We start from the raw sequence: 13,818 nt of genomic DNA on the forward strand, positions 1-13,818 counted from the left end.
CCGCTCCTGTCGCATCGACACCGAGGTTGACTTGCCGGACTCCGAGTGCGAGGTGGAGGTGGTCTCGACGTCGTGGTCGCCGATCAGCCGGGAGAGCTTGTCGGCGGAGCCCGGGTCGTCGATGCCCGAGCCGATCACCTTGATCGTGGAGGCGGACCACATGGCGTCCATGCCCGCGTCCCCCCAGACCTTCTGGCCCTGGCGGTAAGACTGCAGGTGATAGCTGAGGATCCCCCGTCGGCCAGGTGCCGACGGGGGTTCCTGTGTTCGGTGACGGTCGGGTGAGGCCCGAAGGGCGGTTGGACAGAGAGGTCTCGGGGCGTATCGCGGCGGCGGGGGCCTGCGATGCGCGCGGGCGCGCGGTTGTGCACCGATGCAGAACGCAGGTCGCGCGGGGTGGGGTTGTGCTTCCGTGGGGTTCACTGCTGCGGAAGTAGCGGTGTGCTGGCACTGGGCGGCCGGGAAGAATGGCAGCAATACTGCCGCTAACCGGGACCTGGCTCCTGACATTTCTGACCGAAGCGTCCTGACGATCCTACGTCGATCACCGGTGCAGGGCAGTGGGTACAGGACTGTCTCGGGGGAGTGTGTCTAGTGCTCTGACCGGGAACGTTCACCCGCTCCTCGGTCCGTCAGCGGTGCGCATAGCATCTGCGTCCATGGCCGAATCCGAACACGTCCTTGACTGGTTGCAGAGCTGGTACCGCTCGCAGTGCGACGGCGACTGGGAACACGAATGGGGTGTGGCGATCGAGACGCTCGACAACCCGGGCTGGACCGTCAGGGTTGATCTCGAGGAGACGGACCTGGCGGACCGGGAGTATCCCCGCCAGGAGGTAATCCGAGGTGAGCACGACTGGGTGATGGCCTGGACGTCCGAGAAGACGTTTCATGTCGCCTGTGGGCCCGGCAACCTGAGCGAGGCTCTCAGGCTGTTCCGTGCCTGGGCGACCACAAGTGCCGTGACTGGCGAATCCGTCACGCCATGAGCGCGCGTCGGCCGCCCCAGCGGACGCCCCCTTTCACTGCGGACGCGGGCGCGTTCACGCCGTTGGGCGGCCAGGACGTCGGGGTGCTTCCTACCAGCACAACGAGCAACCCGGCGGACCCATGCGGTCAGAGCACGTGCTGTGACCGGGATGGTTCACGGTGTTGCGGCTCGCGGTGGGGGGTGCCGGGCCGGTTGGACGTGAGGTGGCGACGACCCATCCGGCAGGTGGAGGTGTGGTGGCAGAGCCCGTTCGAGTTCGCAGACTGACCGATCAGGAGGGCCAGCGGCTGCAGCAGATCGTGCGCCGGGGTAGCACCAACTCGGTGCGCTACCGGCGCGCGATGATGCTGCTGGCCTCGGCAGGCGGAACCGGGTGCCGGTGATCGCCAAGCTGGTGCAGGCTGATGAGGACACGGTGCGCGACGTGATCCACCGGTTCAACGAGATCGGGCTGGCCTGCCTGGACCCTCGGTGGGCGGGAGGCCGTCCCCGCCTGCTCAGCCCTGACGACGAGGATTTCGTCGTGGCGACGGCCACCACCCGCCCTGCCAAACTCGGCCAGCCCTTCACCCGCTGCTCAGTACGCAAGCTCGCCGCCTACCTGCGCCGTGTCCACGGCCGGCTGATCCGTATCGGCCGCGAGGCGCTGCGATGCCTGCTCGCCCGCCGCGGCATCACCTTCCAGCGGACCAAGACGTGGAAGGAGTCCACCGACCCCGAGCGCGACAGCGCGGCGTGCACGACGTGCTGATGCTGGTCTGCGACGGGCTCAAGGGCCTGCCCGAGGCAGTGGAGACGGTCTGGCCCAGGGCGATCGCGCAGACGTGTGTGGTTCACCTGCTGCGGAACTTCTTCCGCTGTGCCGCCCGCCAGGACTGGGACAAGATCGCCAAACTCCTCAGGCCCGTCTATACGGCACCGACCGAGCGGAGTATGCCCATGCCCAGGCAGAAGAGAGACAAGAGGACACGTCGTCGGCAGCTAGCCGGAGGACGACCATCCGCGGAACAGTCGCTGTCCTTGGGCTGAGCGCGGCGATCTTTGGTGCCGGGTTTACCACGGCCGCCCGGGTCGAGGCTGGCGGCCTGAGCGGGGCGCCGTCCTCCACCTTTAACAACTCGCGCACCAATGAGCATGCGGCCGGGCACGCGACGCCCGGCAACGGCACAGCCACTGGGAACCTCGCCGGGCTCCCACCCGCCAGCGCGCTCAACCAATGGGGAGGCACAGACCCGATGGTAGACATCTGCCAATTCTGCGAAGTCTGCCCCGACGGTATAGCTCCACAGATTGGTTCCGGTGAACCCGGCGGCCGTCAGCGCGGCGTGAGTGGTTGGGGTGTCGGACAGGGGCCCGAGGTCCGGACATAACCCCGGGACCCTGCACACTCAAGCCCCCGGCCGGTCAGGCCGCTGCCGGGAATGCGCGTCCAAGCCCAGCGCTCTCGCGCTGAGGGCTGGAGGTGGTGACCCCGTTCGAAGCAGACCGAGTACACGAGTAGATAGAGAACGGTCAGTCAGTCTCCTGTGGCTGTGCCGTCGCGGCGGGGGTCTGCGGCGCCGAGCAACTGGCCGTCGGCGCGTTCCTCGATGGTGGCTGCTCCACTGCGCAGGGGGACTGCTCGGGCGCAGGGGTGTCCCAGGGCGGTGAGGCCGGGGAGGAGGTGTTCGGCGGTGGTTCCCTGTTCGACGTCGGAGCGGGCGTCGGGTCCTCCGGCGCAGTCGGTGATGGTTGTCTGGCCGCTGACGTGCCACTGGTTGAGGGCCTCTTGCGGGTTCATCCGGTAGACGATGATGCCGAGGACCTGCTGGGCAACGTAGTCCGGGATGGGGCCGCCGCCCGCCGAGCCTGCGACCAGGCGCAGCCGTTGAGCAGGGTCGAGGACCAGGGTGGGGGCCATGGAGGTGATGGGCCTTTTGCCCGGTTCCATGGTGTTGGCCTGTTCGGTGGCACCAACGGCGCTGGGCGCTCGTTCGGGGCGGGTGAAGTTGGTGAGGGCGTTGTTGAGGATGATTCCGCGTGCCTCGAGGGCGGCTCCGAAGTTCATGTTGACCGTGGTCGTCATGGATACGGCGTTGCCGTGGGCGTCGATGATGCTGATCTGGCTGGTGGTGTCGCGGGCGGCGGGGTAGTGAGCCGGTCGGGGAGGCAGGCCCGGGCGGACAGGGTGCTGCGCGGCGGTCGGGGAGATCTGGGCCGCACGACGGTCGAGGTAGCCGGGGGCACGCAGCGCCGCCATCGGAACGTGGGTGTAGTGCGGGTCACCGACGGTGGAGCGGGCGTCCACGCCTGCGAGCCGGCTGGCCTCGATGGCGAGATGGGTCTGGGCGAGGGTGCCCGGTGCGAGATGGGCGATGCCCTTGCGGTCGGCGAGGGCCAGGAGGTTCAGCACATCGATGCCGCCGTAGGAGGGCGGCGGGGCCGTGCACATACGCTGCCCGAAGACGTCACCGCACAGGGGGGCGCGTTCGCGTACCCGGTAGGCCGCGAAGTCCTTGACGGTCATGAGGGAGGGGATCACGGCGGGGCCGCGGCTGTCGGTGCGCGGCTTGAGGGGGCCGCGGCCCGCCCGGGCGACGATCGCCGGCGCAATGGTCCCTGCCGGGTCGTAGAACGCGTCTGCACCGCCCACCGCTACCTCGCGCAGCACCCGGGCCAGCTCATGGTTGACCACTTTGGCGCCCACCGGTTTCGGCGTGTCGCCGTCGCAGTATCGGGCCCTCAGGTCCCGGTAGACGCACATGCCCTGGGTCATCTCGTGCAGATACGGGCTGACCGGGAAACCCGTGGCCGCGAGCCTGCCCGCGGCGGTGAAGAGCGTGTCCCAGGGCCGGCTGCCGTAGGCGTGGTGGAGCCGGCCGAGGACCCGCACGGTGCCGGGCACACCGACCGCCCGGCCCGTGAGGTCCACACTCTGATCGAACGCGGATACGCCATGGTGATGGCGCTCCGCTGCCGTGGGCACGTTCAGCCCTGCGGTGACGGTTGTCGGCGCGCGGGAGAGCCCGTCAAAGACTCGGACGCGGTGCCGACGGCTGTCCCAGTAGACAACCTCCGAACCGCCGCCCAGACCGGAGGACTGTGGCTCGACCACGGCGAGCACCGCCTGCACGGCCACCGCCGCGTCCGCCGCGCTTCCCCCTGCGCCCAGCACTTCGCAACCGGCTCGTACGGCCAGCGGATTCGCCGCTGCCACCATGAACCGTCGCCCACGGGCCGGCTTCCCGCTCGCCGGGTCCCCTCCGCCGACGCACCCCGGCACACTGTCCGCAACCGTCCGGGGAGCACCGGCCAAGCCCCGTGAAAGCAACGACAATCCCGGCCGAGTCCCCGCAGCGCCGGTGCGCACGGTGGATGTGAGGGCCTCAAGCGTCAAGACAGCTGCGGTCAGGACTGCGAACACCGCACGACGCATCTGCACCAACACCTCCGGCAGCCGTGGGCGGCAGCACCTCGGACGCCACTCAGGTCCGCAGACGAGCTATGCCCGGGCCCTGGCTGCTGTACCCGGCGGCCGTCCGAAATCACCCAGCCCTTTTTCGGGTCCTGCCCCGCCGTGCCGCCGGTTGACGTGGGGGCCGCACGCAACAGTCCGCCCCGGCGGGACCCTGGGGTCTACCGACGAAATACGGCTCGTGGGGTGACGGAATGTCGGTCGCAAGTCAGTGGGCTCCACGACCGGGCCGTCACGCTGCTTCAGGAGGAACCGGGCGATGTGCTGGGCGACCGGAAGGCGCCGTTCCTGCACAAGGATCAGCGCGCGCTCGGCCCGCTCTTCGGTGGCCGTGTGGTCTGGGTGCACGACCACCAGATGTCCGCTGCCGTGGGGCTGGTGATCAGTGTTTGACGAAGCAGGGCGGGCGGCCGCCCTTGCGGCCTCGCCGGAGCCGGTGGGTATTCCAGGACCGCATCGCTGAGGTTCACGATGGCGTGCACAAGTCGCAGCGCTGCGGTGGAGGACCATCTGGTCCGTCGGCGAAGCACGGTTGCCGCTGCCGCCTCGAGGGTCACAGCCTGCAGGTGGTTGCCCGTCCTTGTGGACACTCCCATCGGCTTTGCCGGCATGTTCTACCTGGGCGTGGACGACTTTGATGCCGTCCACGACCGCATCGCCGCACGCGCACAGATCGTCAAGGACAACGAGACCGACCACACCGGCCAGCGCATGTTCTACTTCCAGGATCCGGACGGCTACATCGTCGGCATCAACGACAAGAAAACACCGCCGTCGGCGCCGAGGCGTTCGGCGGCGTAGGCACGCAGGTCGTCGCGGACTGCATCGGCGTCCCAGCGGGCGTAGCGCAGCAGGCGCTGCATCGGCCCTGGCCGCGCAAGGCCCGCTTGCTCGGCCAGCTGCCAGCAGTTCTTTCGTTCGACGCCAGACAGCAGCCCGAGCAGGTAAGCGCGGGCCGCGGCCCGAGGCTCAACTCGCCTGAACCTGCCTGCGATCCGGGCGGTGACCTGGTCGAACATCGCCTGCCAGCGGGCAGGGGCTACGCTATGGCCCGCGGCCACCGCACGGTCTTCAGGAGTCCACACAACCCCCGATGATCACGCGGTGGCTGCTCTCGCTGTCGGCTAGGGGCACCGCAAGAGCACGAAGTCGGACTGGAACAGTTACTCAGGCAGGCCCTCAGCAAACAGGAGTCGCCGGTCGAGTGCTGACTGACGCATCTTCAGTGCCTCTGCGTACTCGGGCGACGCATACCATTCCTTGGCTCGATCCATATCGGGGAACTCGACGATCACGAGACGCCGTCCGGGAGGCCAGGCTCCTTCAACAGGTTCCGGTTGCGCGCCTCGGACAACGTAGCGGCCTCCGTAGCGATGGATCGAAGCCTCAGCCAACCTTCTGTACTCGTCCGCCAACGTCTGGTTCAAAATCTCCACCTCGGAGATCACATAAGCAGCCATGTGGGTCATGCTTCCACGCACCAGGGCGTGTCCTTCGTGCGCCTCTACGACCGCCGCTCAGGCACGGTCAAAGCGCACAGATCACAAAGTCGCACTGGAGTACTAGGTGCGTGTTTCCTGGATCTTCGGGCGCGGCAGGCCGTTGCTGGTCGGCTGTCCGGCCGGTGGGGTGGTATGAGTGCCATCTCTCCCACCCCACCGAGCCGGTTTGCGATGTTCGAGGCGGCGTTGATCAGGCGCCAGCTGTGCGATGCCGAGTGGTACGAGCTGCTGCAGAGCCGGCCGAACCTGGGGGATGCCCTCGCAGCCCACGATCGGACGTAGGCGCACCCGACGATCGCCCCGTCCGCACCATGGTCAGCGTGACATCCCGCCGCGCTCTTGGTACTGGTCCCCAGTCCGCGCAGCTCCGCGCCGCGGAGGCCGATCTGCTCGATCTGCCCGGTGTCCGTCTGCCGGACCTGGGGGAGTTGCGGGCGCGTGGGGTGCTCGGCGCCCGCCCGGCGTCGGCGCCGGCGCCGCGGCGGACCCTCGGCGATGGCAGCCGTGGCGTCGACCAGCCGTGAGGGTTGTACGCGAGTTCCGGCGTCACTCTGATCCGGGTTGCTGGCCGCTCAGCGCCTGGGCGGTTTCGTTTGGATCACCTGGCTGACCAGAGGAAGATGCTCGCAACGTGGAGTCCGGCCAGGTAGATGGCTGCTGTCTTCGCGTAGCGGGTGGCGATGCCTCGCCACTGTTTCAAGCGGTTGATGCAGCGTTCGACCGTGTTGCGTTGCTTGTAGGTCTCGCGGTCGAAGGCGGGTGGCCTGCCACCCCGGCTGCCGCTTCGCAGACGGTGGCCGCGTTGATCGGCCGGCACGGGCATGACCGCCCGGATGCCGCGCCGCCTGAGGTGTTCACGGATGGCCCGCGACGAATACGCCTTGTCGGCGGGGACTGCCGCTGGCCGGGTCCGGGGGCGTCCACGCCGTCGGGGAACACGCAGCCGCGCCATCACGTCAGCGAAGGCAGGCGCGTCACCGGCCTGTCCGGCGGTGAGATGGAAGGCCAGGGGCCGGCAGTTGCCATCGGACACGAGGGCTCAGCACCGTTGTCGACTGGGCATGCGGGCGTGATCGCGCACTATGCGGTCGCAATGCCCAGGAAGCGCAGCACCGCTTAGTCGAGGACGCCCAGCTCGGTGTCCGGCCGGCAGTGCGGGCAGGGAGTGACTCCCTCGGTGAGTGCCCGCAGGGCGGTCGACCGGTCGATGTCTTTGCTGCGTTTCCCGGTGTTCCAACAGTCGCCGGCGTGGACGTACACGGCTGCCGCGTCGCGGTTGAGGCCGAGTTCCAGCAGCCAGTCGGGTGCGGGCGGCCGGGCCCGTTCACCGTGCTGTTCTTCCGCCTGGCGTTGTTCGGCTGCCGCGATCTGCTGCCGGACCCGGTCGAGGGAGAGCACCAGCCAGGTCTCCAGGGTGCGGAGACGGGATAGGCCGGGCGGCAGGTCGTTCACGTGTTCGATTCTAGGTCCTACCGGCACCGCACGGGACAACCTGCCCCGGGCCTGTGGTGCAGGGTGGGGGCCGGGTTCGTGCGGCTCGGCGCCTCTGGTGTCCCGATCGCAACCGATGTACGCCACCGTGTGTGGTGTCTATTCTTGCAACCATGTCTGTCACCACGATGACCCTGCGTATCCCCGATGATCTCGCTCCTTCGATCAGGGCGGCTGCTGCCGAGGCCGGTATGAGCGTGAACGCGTACGTGGTGCGCGCCGCCCGCCGTGCGGCCACCCTCGATGCCGCGCGGCAGCTCGCCGCGCTCGGTCTCGGTGACGATCTGGCGGGCGAGGGCGACACCCTGTGAACCGTGGTGACATCTGGGCCCTGCCCGACGGCCGCAACGTCCTGATCATCAGCCTGACGGGCCTGGAAGAGTCGTACGGCGCTGTGCTCGTGATCGTGCTGCACGAGAGCGGCCGCTATCCCGATACGGCCATGTCGGTGGTGATCGGCGATCCGATCCCGTGCACGGCGGTCGCCGTCAACATCACGCAACTGCGCCTCAACCGGTTCGAGGGGGCGAAGCTCGTCGGCCCCGTCGACGCTGCGGCCATGGCCCGGGTGGACCAGGCCTTGCGCGCCGTCCAGGATCTCTAGCCCCGAAGCCGGGTGCCGGCCGAGCCGACCGGCGCGGCGGGCACCCGGGTGGCGGGAGCGTTACCCCCTCTGTGCTGCTGTCAGAGCAGCTTCTGCGGTGCCTGGTACTGGTCGGTGGGCGCGAGGTTGCACTCGGTCTTGGATCCGCCGAGCAGGTGCCCCCCGATGCCCTCACCCTCCGGTAGCGGAACCGCGCAGCGGAGGTCGACGTTGGCGAACGGAGCGCCATAGGTGTTGAGGATGCCGCCTGCTTCGCCTGCGATGGTGGTGTTGCCGTTGCGGGTTCCGAAGTCCGTCGCCGATGCGGGTACAGCGACGGCCGTCGTTGCGGCGATCGCGAACGCCGCGCCGGCCAGAACCTTCATGATCACTGTGATGCTCCTGTTCGATGAGACGGTCATCTTCTTTGTGATCTGTCCAACGCCACGCTGTGGTTGCAGTTACGTGTGCCGACCAGCCGTCATCGGCGAGCGCCAAGAGAGCGGTCGGATCGCAGAGGTGGCGGGGTGCCTCTCGTAGTCGTGAACATCGACCTGGCCGCGGGCGCTCGGGGATGTGCGATCCCCGGGCGCCCGCGGCCGTGCTGATTGGTGCCCCTGTCCTACTCCGTGACGGAGGCCTGCGCCGCCCATTCCAGGCCGAGGCCGGCCAGCCGCTCCAACTGGTCTGCGCCCAACTTGGCCCGCCGGCTCTTGACGTTCGATAGCCACACCCCGAGCTTCACTTCCGTGCCGTCGGGCAGCTCCTCGACGTGCCCCCTGGAGGCTGTCACGGAGCCCGTACGTGTCCAGGCCGCACAGCCCCGTTCGAACGCTGCAGAACCGCCCCTGGAGGCCCACGCGGGGGTGTGCTGCTCCGGGGGCAGGGGCGTGACGCCGAGGGCCGTCAGACGCTCGCGCTGCCCTTCCGCCAGCCCTTCCCAGACGACGTGCTGAGTACCTGTTTTCGATCCTCGGTTTTGAGTACCTTTGGGCCTTAGACGCCATTTCAGGTGGTGTGATCTTGCGGCAGTCTGGGGCGATGACTGCTGCGCTTGTCGAACGGTTGGCGCCGGGAGATCTGTGGGAGTTGTTCCAGCAGGTGGTCCCGCCAGCGCCGGAACGCCCGCAGGGCGGAGGAGCCCGTCGGAGAGGGAACCGTGAGGTGCTGGCCGCGATCATCTTCGTGGCCACCTCGGGATGCACCTGGAACCAGCTGCCACCGGGCTTCGGGCTGTCGGGAGTAACCGCCTTCCGCCGGTTCACCGAATGGACCGAGGCCAGGGTGTGGGCCAAGCTTCACCGCCTGGTCCTGGACGAACTCGGTTCCCGCGGCGAGCTGGACTGGTCGCGATGCGCGATCGACTCCGTCAGTGTTCGGGCTGTCAAAGGGGGCAGCTGACGGGACCGAATCCGACCGACCGCGGCAAAGCCGGATCGAAAATCCACCTCATCGTTGACCGCCGCGGCCTGCCCCTGTCGATCGGCGTCTCCGGCGCGAACCTCCACGACAGCCAGGCTCTCGTCCCGCTGGTCCGCGGCATCCCACCTATCCGCTCACGTCGCGGCCCCCGACGCCGACGGCCCGAAAAGCTGCACGGAGACAAGGGATACGGCTATCAGCACCTACGACGGTGGCTGTCCTCCCGCGGCATCCGGTACCGCATCGCCCGCAAGGGCATCGAGTCCTCCCAACGGCTGGGCCGGCACCGCTGGGTCGTGGAACGAACCGTTTCCTGGCTGTCCGGCTGCCGACGCCTCCACCGCCGCTACGAGCGGAAGCCGGAACACTTCCTCGCCTTCACTGCCATCGCCGCGACACTCATATGTCACCGCAAGCTCACCACCTGAAATGGCGTCTAAACCGCTCTCAGTCATCTACTCCCGCCAGGACAGGGTCGGACACGTAGTGGGGGCAGGGTAGGCGGTGCCACGTCACCGCGAGTCGCCCCCGGCCCCGGTGACGGTATGGGCTTCACCGTCGTCTGGGTCCGGTCCTGGGTCCGGGTCGGTGGTTCGGGCCATCTGCGCTGGTCAGCCGAACCTGACGAGTCCCACGATTGAGTGATGGGCCGCCAGTTGTGGGGCGACGGCCCACGTGCCTCCGTAGCGTTCTCGGACATGACGATGAACAATCCCCGGCACCGAGTACGCAAGCTCTTGGCTGCGGCAGTTGCACTGACCGTCGGGGGCGTGGTGGCGCCCGTGACGCTGGCCTCTCCGGCAGCCGCCGCGGGCATCTGCACGAGCGGCGTCACGTTCAAGACCGCGGGAGCCGTGTCCTGCGAGCTGCCGAAAGGCGGCCTCACGGTCACCGTGACCCTCATCGGCGCTGGTGCCGGCGGCGGTGGCGGTGGCGTCGGCGATGGGGGTGGCGGCGGAGGTGGTGGCGGCGGCGGGCGCATGGAGTGCCACTTCTTCGTCACGTCCGCCGACGACGTGCGCATCACCGTGGGCCGTGGCGGGTACGGCGGCGCTGGCGGCATCGCCTCATCCGTAGGCGGCTCGAATGACGGCGGCAAGGGCGGCAATGGCGGCGCCACCTCCGTCAGCCTCAGCGGCCGCACCGACACCATGCCCGGCGGCATCGGCGGCGGCGGCGGGCTCGGCCACGCCATTTTCGGAGGCAACACCGCTGGCGCCGGCGGCTCAAGCCCCAGCGAGGGCCCCTGCGGCGGGTTCAAGCGAGGCGACACGGGTGCTGACGGCACCAAAGGCGTGAGCGGCACCGCCCAGGGCGGCTTGGGTGGCGCCGGCGGCAGCTCCGCCGGACCGGTTCCCGCCTCCTGCGGCACTGCTGGCCGCGCCGGCACCGGGGGCTCCGCCGGCGGCGGCACCGCTGGCCGCGCCGGCTACGACGGCCAAGCCGGACACGCGGGGTGCGTAGTCGTCCGCTTCCACTAGCGGCACCCGATGATCGTTCTCAGTGCCAACGGCTGTCCCGATGTTCCCTCAGGGCGGCGCCATGCCGGCAAAGCGGTGAGGGGCCATCCCCGGGCGGATGCCCGCGCCAGAGCATAATCGACACTCGTCGGCCCTGAGACCACCCTCGTACCTGGCTGTCCTGCCGGCGAGTGGACCAGGCACGACGCGCGGTGGACTTCCCCCTCAGCAACCCGCCCATGCTCTATCAGCGAGGGCATGACAGACGCCGTACTCGACCGCCTCTTCCGACGAGCCGACCTCACCCGGGCCCTTGAGGAACACTTCGGATCCTGCCGCACCTGGTCCCTTCGTATGCAAGCCGCCTCCAGCCAGCTCGAAACCCTCAAAGACCTGATGGGATCCGCGGCGTACTCCACGTTCATGCAGTGCGCCGGGCGAGCCGTCGACCGCAAGGAAACCGCTGAGTCCCAGCTGCTGACCATGCACAGGGACTATCTGGACCGCGAGCTGTACAAGCACTACGGCCGCGAACTGTCCGAGACGATCAAGGTTGCTTGGGCCATGACGTTCGCTATCACGCTGCTCCTCAACGACCAGGAGTACGCCCACACCATCAAGGCCGCAGTACAAGCCGACCAGGACAGCACCGTCAGCCCAAGCCCAGCATGAGACCCAGCCCCCCCGCCGATCTCGGCGGGGGGGGGGCTCCGTCCGCGGCGGCTGGCCTCCGATGCCCGGGAGCGCACTCCGCGCGACAGGGGCAACGCCGAGGACGTGGGCAGGAAGCTATCTCGGGTGAGAACCGAGTGTCAGGCACGTTGACCGAACCAACTCATAGGTCTTCGCAGGTCAGTTGGGGTTTCTGCTTGCTTCCCGGCATGCTCGATGAACAGCGTCCCGACAGGGATCTGAAGAATTTTGTGCTGCCTGAGTTAGGCCAGTTACTGGAGACGGAAGACCCCTGGGAGCCGTGCCAGGTGCTGGACCCGTTCGGAGGGCCGATCGAGCCTGTCGCCACGTACCTCAGAAGGATGGCTGGGCGACGTCGAGCAACTGACCGTCAGCCTCACCGCCGCCCAGGACAAGATCAGCCAGATTGACGCCAACGAGAGGCGGGAGATGTCGCCGGTATTCGTCGGCATGCCGACGATCAACCAACTCGCAGTCCGGGATGCCCACAACCTGAACAAGACGGACTAACCGCGACACAGTCGGACACTAGACGGCCCCTCTGGCTGAAGGCCCCCGGTCGGCTGGGCGACCGCCGCTCTTGCGGGCGGCGGTCCCACCCGCTCAACCGGTCAAAGTGCCCTGGTGGAAGTACATCCGCCAGCCCGTCTCCGTCAGACGCCACAAAGAGCTCCGCCATGCCCGACGACCCTGGTTGTCGGCGAAGTACGTCAGGTGAACGACGCCCGGAGCAAGGACGACTCCGGACATCTTGCTGACCTTGACCGGAGACTCCGGGGACACCGAACCGCCACTCGTCACCGTGAGGATCGACTCCACATCCCACCGGCGTCCAGAAGCCCCGATCTCGGTGAAGTCTGGATCCAGAAGCTCCAGGACACGGGCCGGGGAAGCACGCACCTCGGGATCAAGAAGCCGCATCTCCCCATCGACGGCCGCCTGCACGGCCCGCTCACTCTCATCCGTCATGCAGGAACCCTACGGACGCGGCTTGCCAAGGCACAGCGAATTGATCACTCGACGCGGCGACGGCACGGCGGTGCCGTCCAAAACTCGCGAACATCTCTCGACGGGGTGATCATCAACTGCCTCCAGAACTCATGCACAAGTGCTGCCGCCAAACGCGAACGAAGCCACTCTGGCGGTAGTTCGGAGAAGGTATGTGAGGGAAGCGCCACGTTCAGGGGCATGCCTCACAGGTATCCAAGGGGTTGTCAGGCACGTTGGCCATGTCGGCAGTGTCCGGTCTCGGTGTAGGTGAGCCAATCTCGGTGGAACCGCTTATCTGCCCCTGGTGGTTCAGTTGACTGAGACGTTGCATATCGCGATGTCCCTTCTCGGTGGACCGCGGCTTGTAGCACTGGGTCTGTCGGCCGATGAGTCGAAATCGTTTGGTCGGACGCCTGTCGGCAGCTTCAGGATCGCGACCGGGGACGTCGTTGCCGAGCCCCGCCGTGCCCAAGGTCACGTCCAGGGCGTATCGTCTTCCGGCGTGACCGACACCGATGCGCCCCGGGCCAACCGTGACCTGCTCATCTGGTCCTGGATTTTCGCGGTCCCTGCGATCGGCGGCTTCCTCTTGGCGCTCGGCCTGATGCTCTTCCCGTCGTCCTTCGACAACGACGGGGCCTTCCAAAAGCCGATGTCGTGCGGCGTGCCCGCGCTGTTCGACCGGCAGGCGTTCACGAAGCAGCACTACGGCCCCGACGGTGAGCTCGGCGAGCTCGGCACGTCCGGATGCGACGCGACGGTCGCCGCCCGGGAGCACCAGGCGGTCGGCGCCCTGGCCGTGGCCACCCCACTCGGCCTGCTCGCCCTGACCCTCCACCTACACCGCCGCACAGCCACCGGCCAGCGAGCGGGCAACCAGGACCAGACAGCCACGGCGGCTTCGTCTCACTCAACCTGAACCACCGCAGATCACGTAGCCAATCTCTACTGAGACCGGACAGGCAGGTCTCGACTTTGGTTCGGTCGAACCAGCGGTCACCCCGCGCTTCCACGGCAGCGGCTTCACCAGCCAGACCGCCATCACGTGCTTCATCCAGCACGTCAACCGTCACCGGCGAAGCACCGGCCTTGCCGAGATCCCTCCCAGCAAGGTCACTCCGCACATGTTCCGCCGGACCATGGCCATGCTCACCCGCGACTATCCCGGCTCGGAAATCGCCGTGGGGATGCAGCTCAAGCACGCAGCCACTCGAGCCCTGGCCAACCGCTGG

The 13,818-nt window shown here is 68.1% G+C and carries 17 protein-coding genes and 4 pseudogenes; 12 read left to right on the forward strand and 9 right to left on the reverse strand.

Going from position 1 to position 13,818, the window contains the following annotated elements; translation table 11 throughout:
- Positions 1–510, reverse strand: a 510-nt coding sequence (locus AQI95_RS50040; RefSeq protein ID WP_279617065.1) for a TraM recognition domain-containing protein, incomplete at its 3' end; no start/stop codon positions are given.
- Positions 511–659: 149 nt separating this feature from the next.
- Here AQI95_RS50040 and AQI95_RS43350 point away from each other — a divergent pair.
- The 3 genes and pseudogenes from AQI95_RS43350 to AQI95_RS43360 all read left to right on the forward strand — a co-directional run.
- Positions 660–989, forward strand: a complete 330-nt coding sequence (locus AQI95_RS43350) for an immunity 53 family protein (protein WP_067136932.1) — start codon at positions 660–662, stop codon at positions 987–989.
- Between the two features lie 238 nt (positions 990–1,227).
- A pseudogene (locus AQI95_RS43355) lies at positions 1,228–1,721 on the forward strand (helix-turn-helix domain-containing protein); the annotation flags it as partial.
- Positions 1,715–1,915, forward strand: a pseudogene (locus AQI95_RS43360) (transposase); the annotation flags it as partial. The pseudogenes AQI95_RS43355 and AQI95_RS43360, both read left to right, overlap by 7 nt.
- Positions 1,916–2,507: 592 nt before the next feature.
- Here AQI95_RS43360 and AQI95_RS43365 read toward each other — a convergent pair.
- Positions 2,508–4,190: a gamma-glutamyltransferase family protein gene (locus AQI95_RS43365; protein WP_067136935.1), complete on the reverse strand. Its 1,683-nt coding sequence runs from the start codon at positions 4,188–4,190 to the stop codon at positions 2,508–2,510.
- A gap of 441 nt (positions 4,191–4,631) precedes the next feature.
- Here AQI95_RS43365 and AQI95_RS47760 point away from each other — a divergent pair, with 441 nt between their 5' ends.
- Both AQI95_RS47760 and AQI95_RS49675 read left to right on the forward strand, forming a co-directional pair.
- Complete coding sequence (locus tag AQI95_RS47760; RefSeq protein WP_159056747.1) at positions 4,632–4,838, forward strand: hypothetical protein; 207 nt, start codon at positions 4,632–4,634, stop codon at positions 4,836–4,838.
- Positions 4,839–5,054: 216 nt separating this feature from the next.
- Complete coding sequence (locus tag AQI95_RS49675) at positions 5,055–5,246, forward strand: VOC family protein (protein WP_079071992.1); 192 nt, start codon at positions 5,055–5,057, stop codon at positions 5,244–5,246.
- Here AQI95_RS49675 and AQI95_RS49680 read toward each other — a convergent pair.
- Positions 5,204–5,464: pseudogene (locus AQI95_RS49680) on the reverse strand (transposase); the annotation flags it as partial. The gene AQI95_RS49675 and the pseudogene AQI95_RS49680 sit on opposite strands and share 43 nt — an antisense overlap.
- Positions 5,465–5,608: 144 nt before the next feature.
- Positions 5,609–5,905 carry a DUF1330 domain-containing protein gene (locus AQI95_RS43375; RefSeq protein ID WP_067136955.1) on the reverse strand — a complete coding sequence of 99 codons (297 nt, stop codon included), beginning with the start codon at positions 5,903–5,905 and terminating at the stop codon, positions 5,609–5,611.
- A 362-nt stretch (positions 5,906–6,267) separates the two neighbouring features.
- Here AQI95_RS43375 and AQI95_RS43380 point away from each other — a divergent pair, with 362 nt between their 5' ends.
- Positions 6,268–6,471, forward strand: a complete 204-nt coding sequence (locus AQI95_RS43380) for a hypothetical protein (RefSeq protein WP_159056748.1) — start codon at positions 6,268–6,270, stop codon at positions 6,469–6,471.
- 74 nt (positions 6,472–6,545) lie between these two features.
- On the opposite strand, the pseudogene AQI95_RS43385 reads toward AQI95_RS43380, so the two are convergent.
- Positions 6,546–6,983 (reverse strand): annotated as a pseudogene (locus tag AQI95_RS43385) (IS5 family transposase); the annotation flags it as partial.
- Positions 6,984–7,063: 80 nt separating this feature from the next.
- Positions 7,064–7,399 carry a DUF6233 domain-containing protein gene (locus AQI95_RS43390; RefSeq protein WP_067136939.1) on the reverse strand — a complete coding sequence of 112 codons (336 nt, stop codon included), beginning with the start codon at positions 7,397–7,399 and terminating at the stop codon, positions 7,064–7,066.
- A 152-nt stretch (positions 7,400–7,551) separates the two neighbouring features.
- On the opposite strand from AQI95_RS43390, the gene AQI95_RS43395 reads away from it, so the two are divergent.
- Positions 7,552–7,749 (forward strand): toxin-antitoxin system HicB family antitoxin, encoded by a 198-nt coding sequence (locus AQI95_RS43395; RefSeq protein ID WP_244189103.1) that lies wholly within the window; start codon positions 7,552–7,554, stop codon positions 7,747–7,749.
- Positions 7,746–8,042 carry a hypothetical protein gene (locus AQI95_RS43400; protein ID WP_067136940.1) on the forward strand — a complete coding sequence of 99 codons (297 nt, stop codon included), beginning with the start codon at positions 7,746–7,748 and terminating at the stop codon, positions 8,040–8,042. The genes AQI95_RS43395 and AQI95_RS43400 overlap by 4 nt, the downstream gene beginning before the upstream one ends.
- Before the next feature lie 80 nt (positions 8,043–8,122).
- On the opposite strand, the gene AQI95_RS43405 is transcribed toward AQI95_RS43400, so the two are convergent.
- Complete coding sequence (locus AQI95_RS43405; RefSeq protein ID WP_244189104.1) at positions 8,123–8,407, reverse strand: hypothetical protein; 285 nt, start codon at positions 8,405–8,407, stop codon at positions 8,123–8,125.
- Positions 8,408–8,643: 236 nt separating this feature from the next.
- On the reverse strand, positions 8,644–8,814 hold the full coding sequence (locus AQI95_RS50535; RefSeq protein ID WP_208614423.1) for a hypothetical protein: 171 nt from the start codon (positions 8,812–8,814) through the stop codon (positions 8,644–8,646).
- 248 nt (positions 8,815–9,062) lie between these two features.
- Here AQI95_RS50535 and AQI95_RS47050 point away from each other — a divergent pair.
- The 3 genes from AQI95_RS47050 (at position 9,063) to AQI95_RS43425 (ending at position 11,575) form a co-directional block, all read left to right on the forward strand.
- Positions 9,063–9,871 (forward strand): IS5 family transposase gene (locus tag AQI95_RS47050; RefSeq protein ID WP_107121926.1). Its coding sequence is split into 2 segments (ribosomal slippage): positions 9,063–9,410 and positions 9,413–9,871, totalling 807 coding nucleotides; the frame shifts between segments, so codons are not numbered across the junction.
- Positions 9,872–10,141: 270 nt separating this feature from the next.
- The gene (locus AQI95_RS50045; RefSeq protein WP_159056749.1) at positions 10,142–10,924 is read left to right on the forward strand and encodes a glycine-rich domain-containing protein; all 783 of its coding nucleotides are present in this window, start codon (positions 10,142–10,144) and stop codon (positions 10,922–10,924) included.
- A gap of 237 nt (positions 10,925–11,161) precedes the next feature.
- Complete coding sequence (locus tag AQI95_RS43425; RefSeq protein ID WP_159056750.1) at positions 11,162–11,575, forward strand: hypothetical protein; 414 nt, start codon at positions 11,162–11,164, stop codon at positions 11,573–11,575.
- 624 nt (positions 11,576–12,199) lie between these two features.
- Here the strand turns inward: AQI95_RS43425 and AQI95_RS43430 are convergent.
- Entirely contained in the window at positions 12,200–12,541 is a 342-nt protein-coding gene (locus AQI95_RS43430; protein ID WP_079071997.1) for a nuclear transport factor 2 family protein, read from the reverse strand.
- A 382-nt stretch (positions 12,542–12,923) separates the two neighbouring features.
- On the opposite strand from AQI95_RS43430, the gene AQI95_RS43435 reads away from it, so the two are divergent.
- Positions 12,924–13,505, forward strand: a complete 582-nt coding sequence (locus AQI95_RS43435; RefSeq protein WP_159056751.1) for a hypothetical protein — start codon at positions 12,924–12,926, stop codon at positions 13,503–13,505.
- Positions 13,506–13,818: the final 313 nt, after the last annotated feature.

The organism is Streptomyces yokosukanensis (assembly GCF_001514035.1).
Taxonomy (GTDB): Bacteria; Actinomycetota; Actinomycetes; order Streptomycetales; family Streptomycetaceae; genus Streptomyces; species Streptomyces yokosukanensis.

Excerpts from the sequence above, each read along its gene's own strand:
- AQI95_RS43350 (WP_067136932.1), top strand. The coding sequence starts at position 660 with ATGGCCGAATCCGAACACGTCCTTGACTGGTTGCAGAGCTGGTACCGC.
- AQI95_RS43365 (WP_067136935.1), bottom strand. The coding sequence starts at position 4,190 with ATGGTGGCAGCGGCGAATCCGCTGGCCGTACGAGCCGGTTGCGAAGTG.
- AQI95_RS49675 (WP_079071992.1), top strand. The coding sequence starts at position 5,055 with ATGTTCTACCTGGGCGTGGACGACTTTGATGCCGTCCACGACCGCATC.
- AQI95_RS43375 (WP_067136955.1), bottom strand. The coding sequence starts at position 5,905 with ATGGCTGCTTATGTGATCTCCGAGGTGGAGATTTTGAACCAGACGTTG.
- AQI95_RS43395 (WP_244189103.1), top strand. The coding sequence starts at position 7,552 with ATGTCTGTCACCACGATGACCCTGCGTATCCCCGATGATCTCGCTCCT.
- AQI95_RS43405 (WP_244189104.1), bottom strand. The coding sequence starts at position 8,407 with ATGAAGGTTCTGGCCGGCGCGGCGTTCGCGATCGCCGCAACGACGGCC.
- AQI95_RS50045 (WP_159056749.1), top strand. The coding sequence starts at position 10,142 with ATGACGATGAACAATCCCCGGCACCGAGTACGCAAGCTCTTGGCTGCG.
- AQI95_RS43425 (WP_159056750.1), top strand. The coding sequence starts at position 11,162 with ATGACAGACGCCGTACTCGACCGCCTCTTCCGACGAGCCGACCTCACC.
- AQI95_RS43435 (WP_159056751.1), top strand. The coding sequence starts at position 12,924 with ATGTCCCTTCTCGGTGGACCGCGGCTTGTAGCACTGGGTCTGTCGGCC.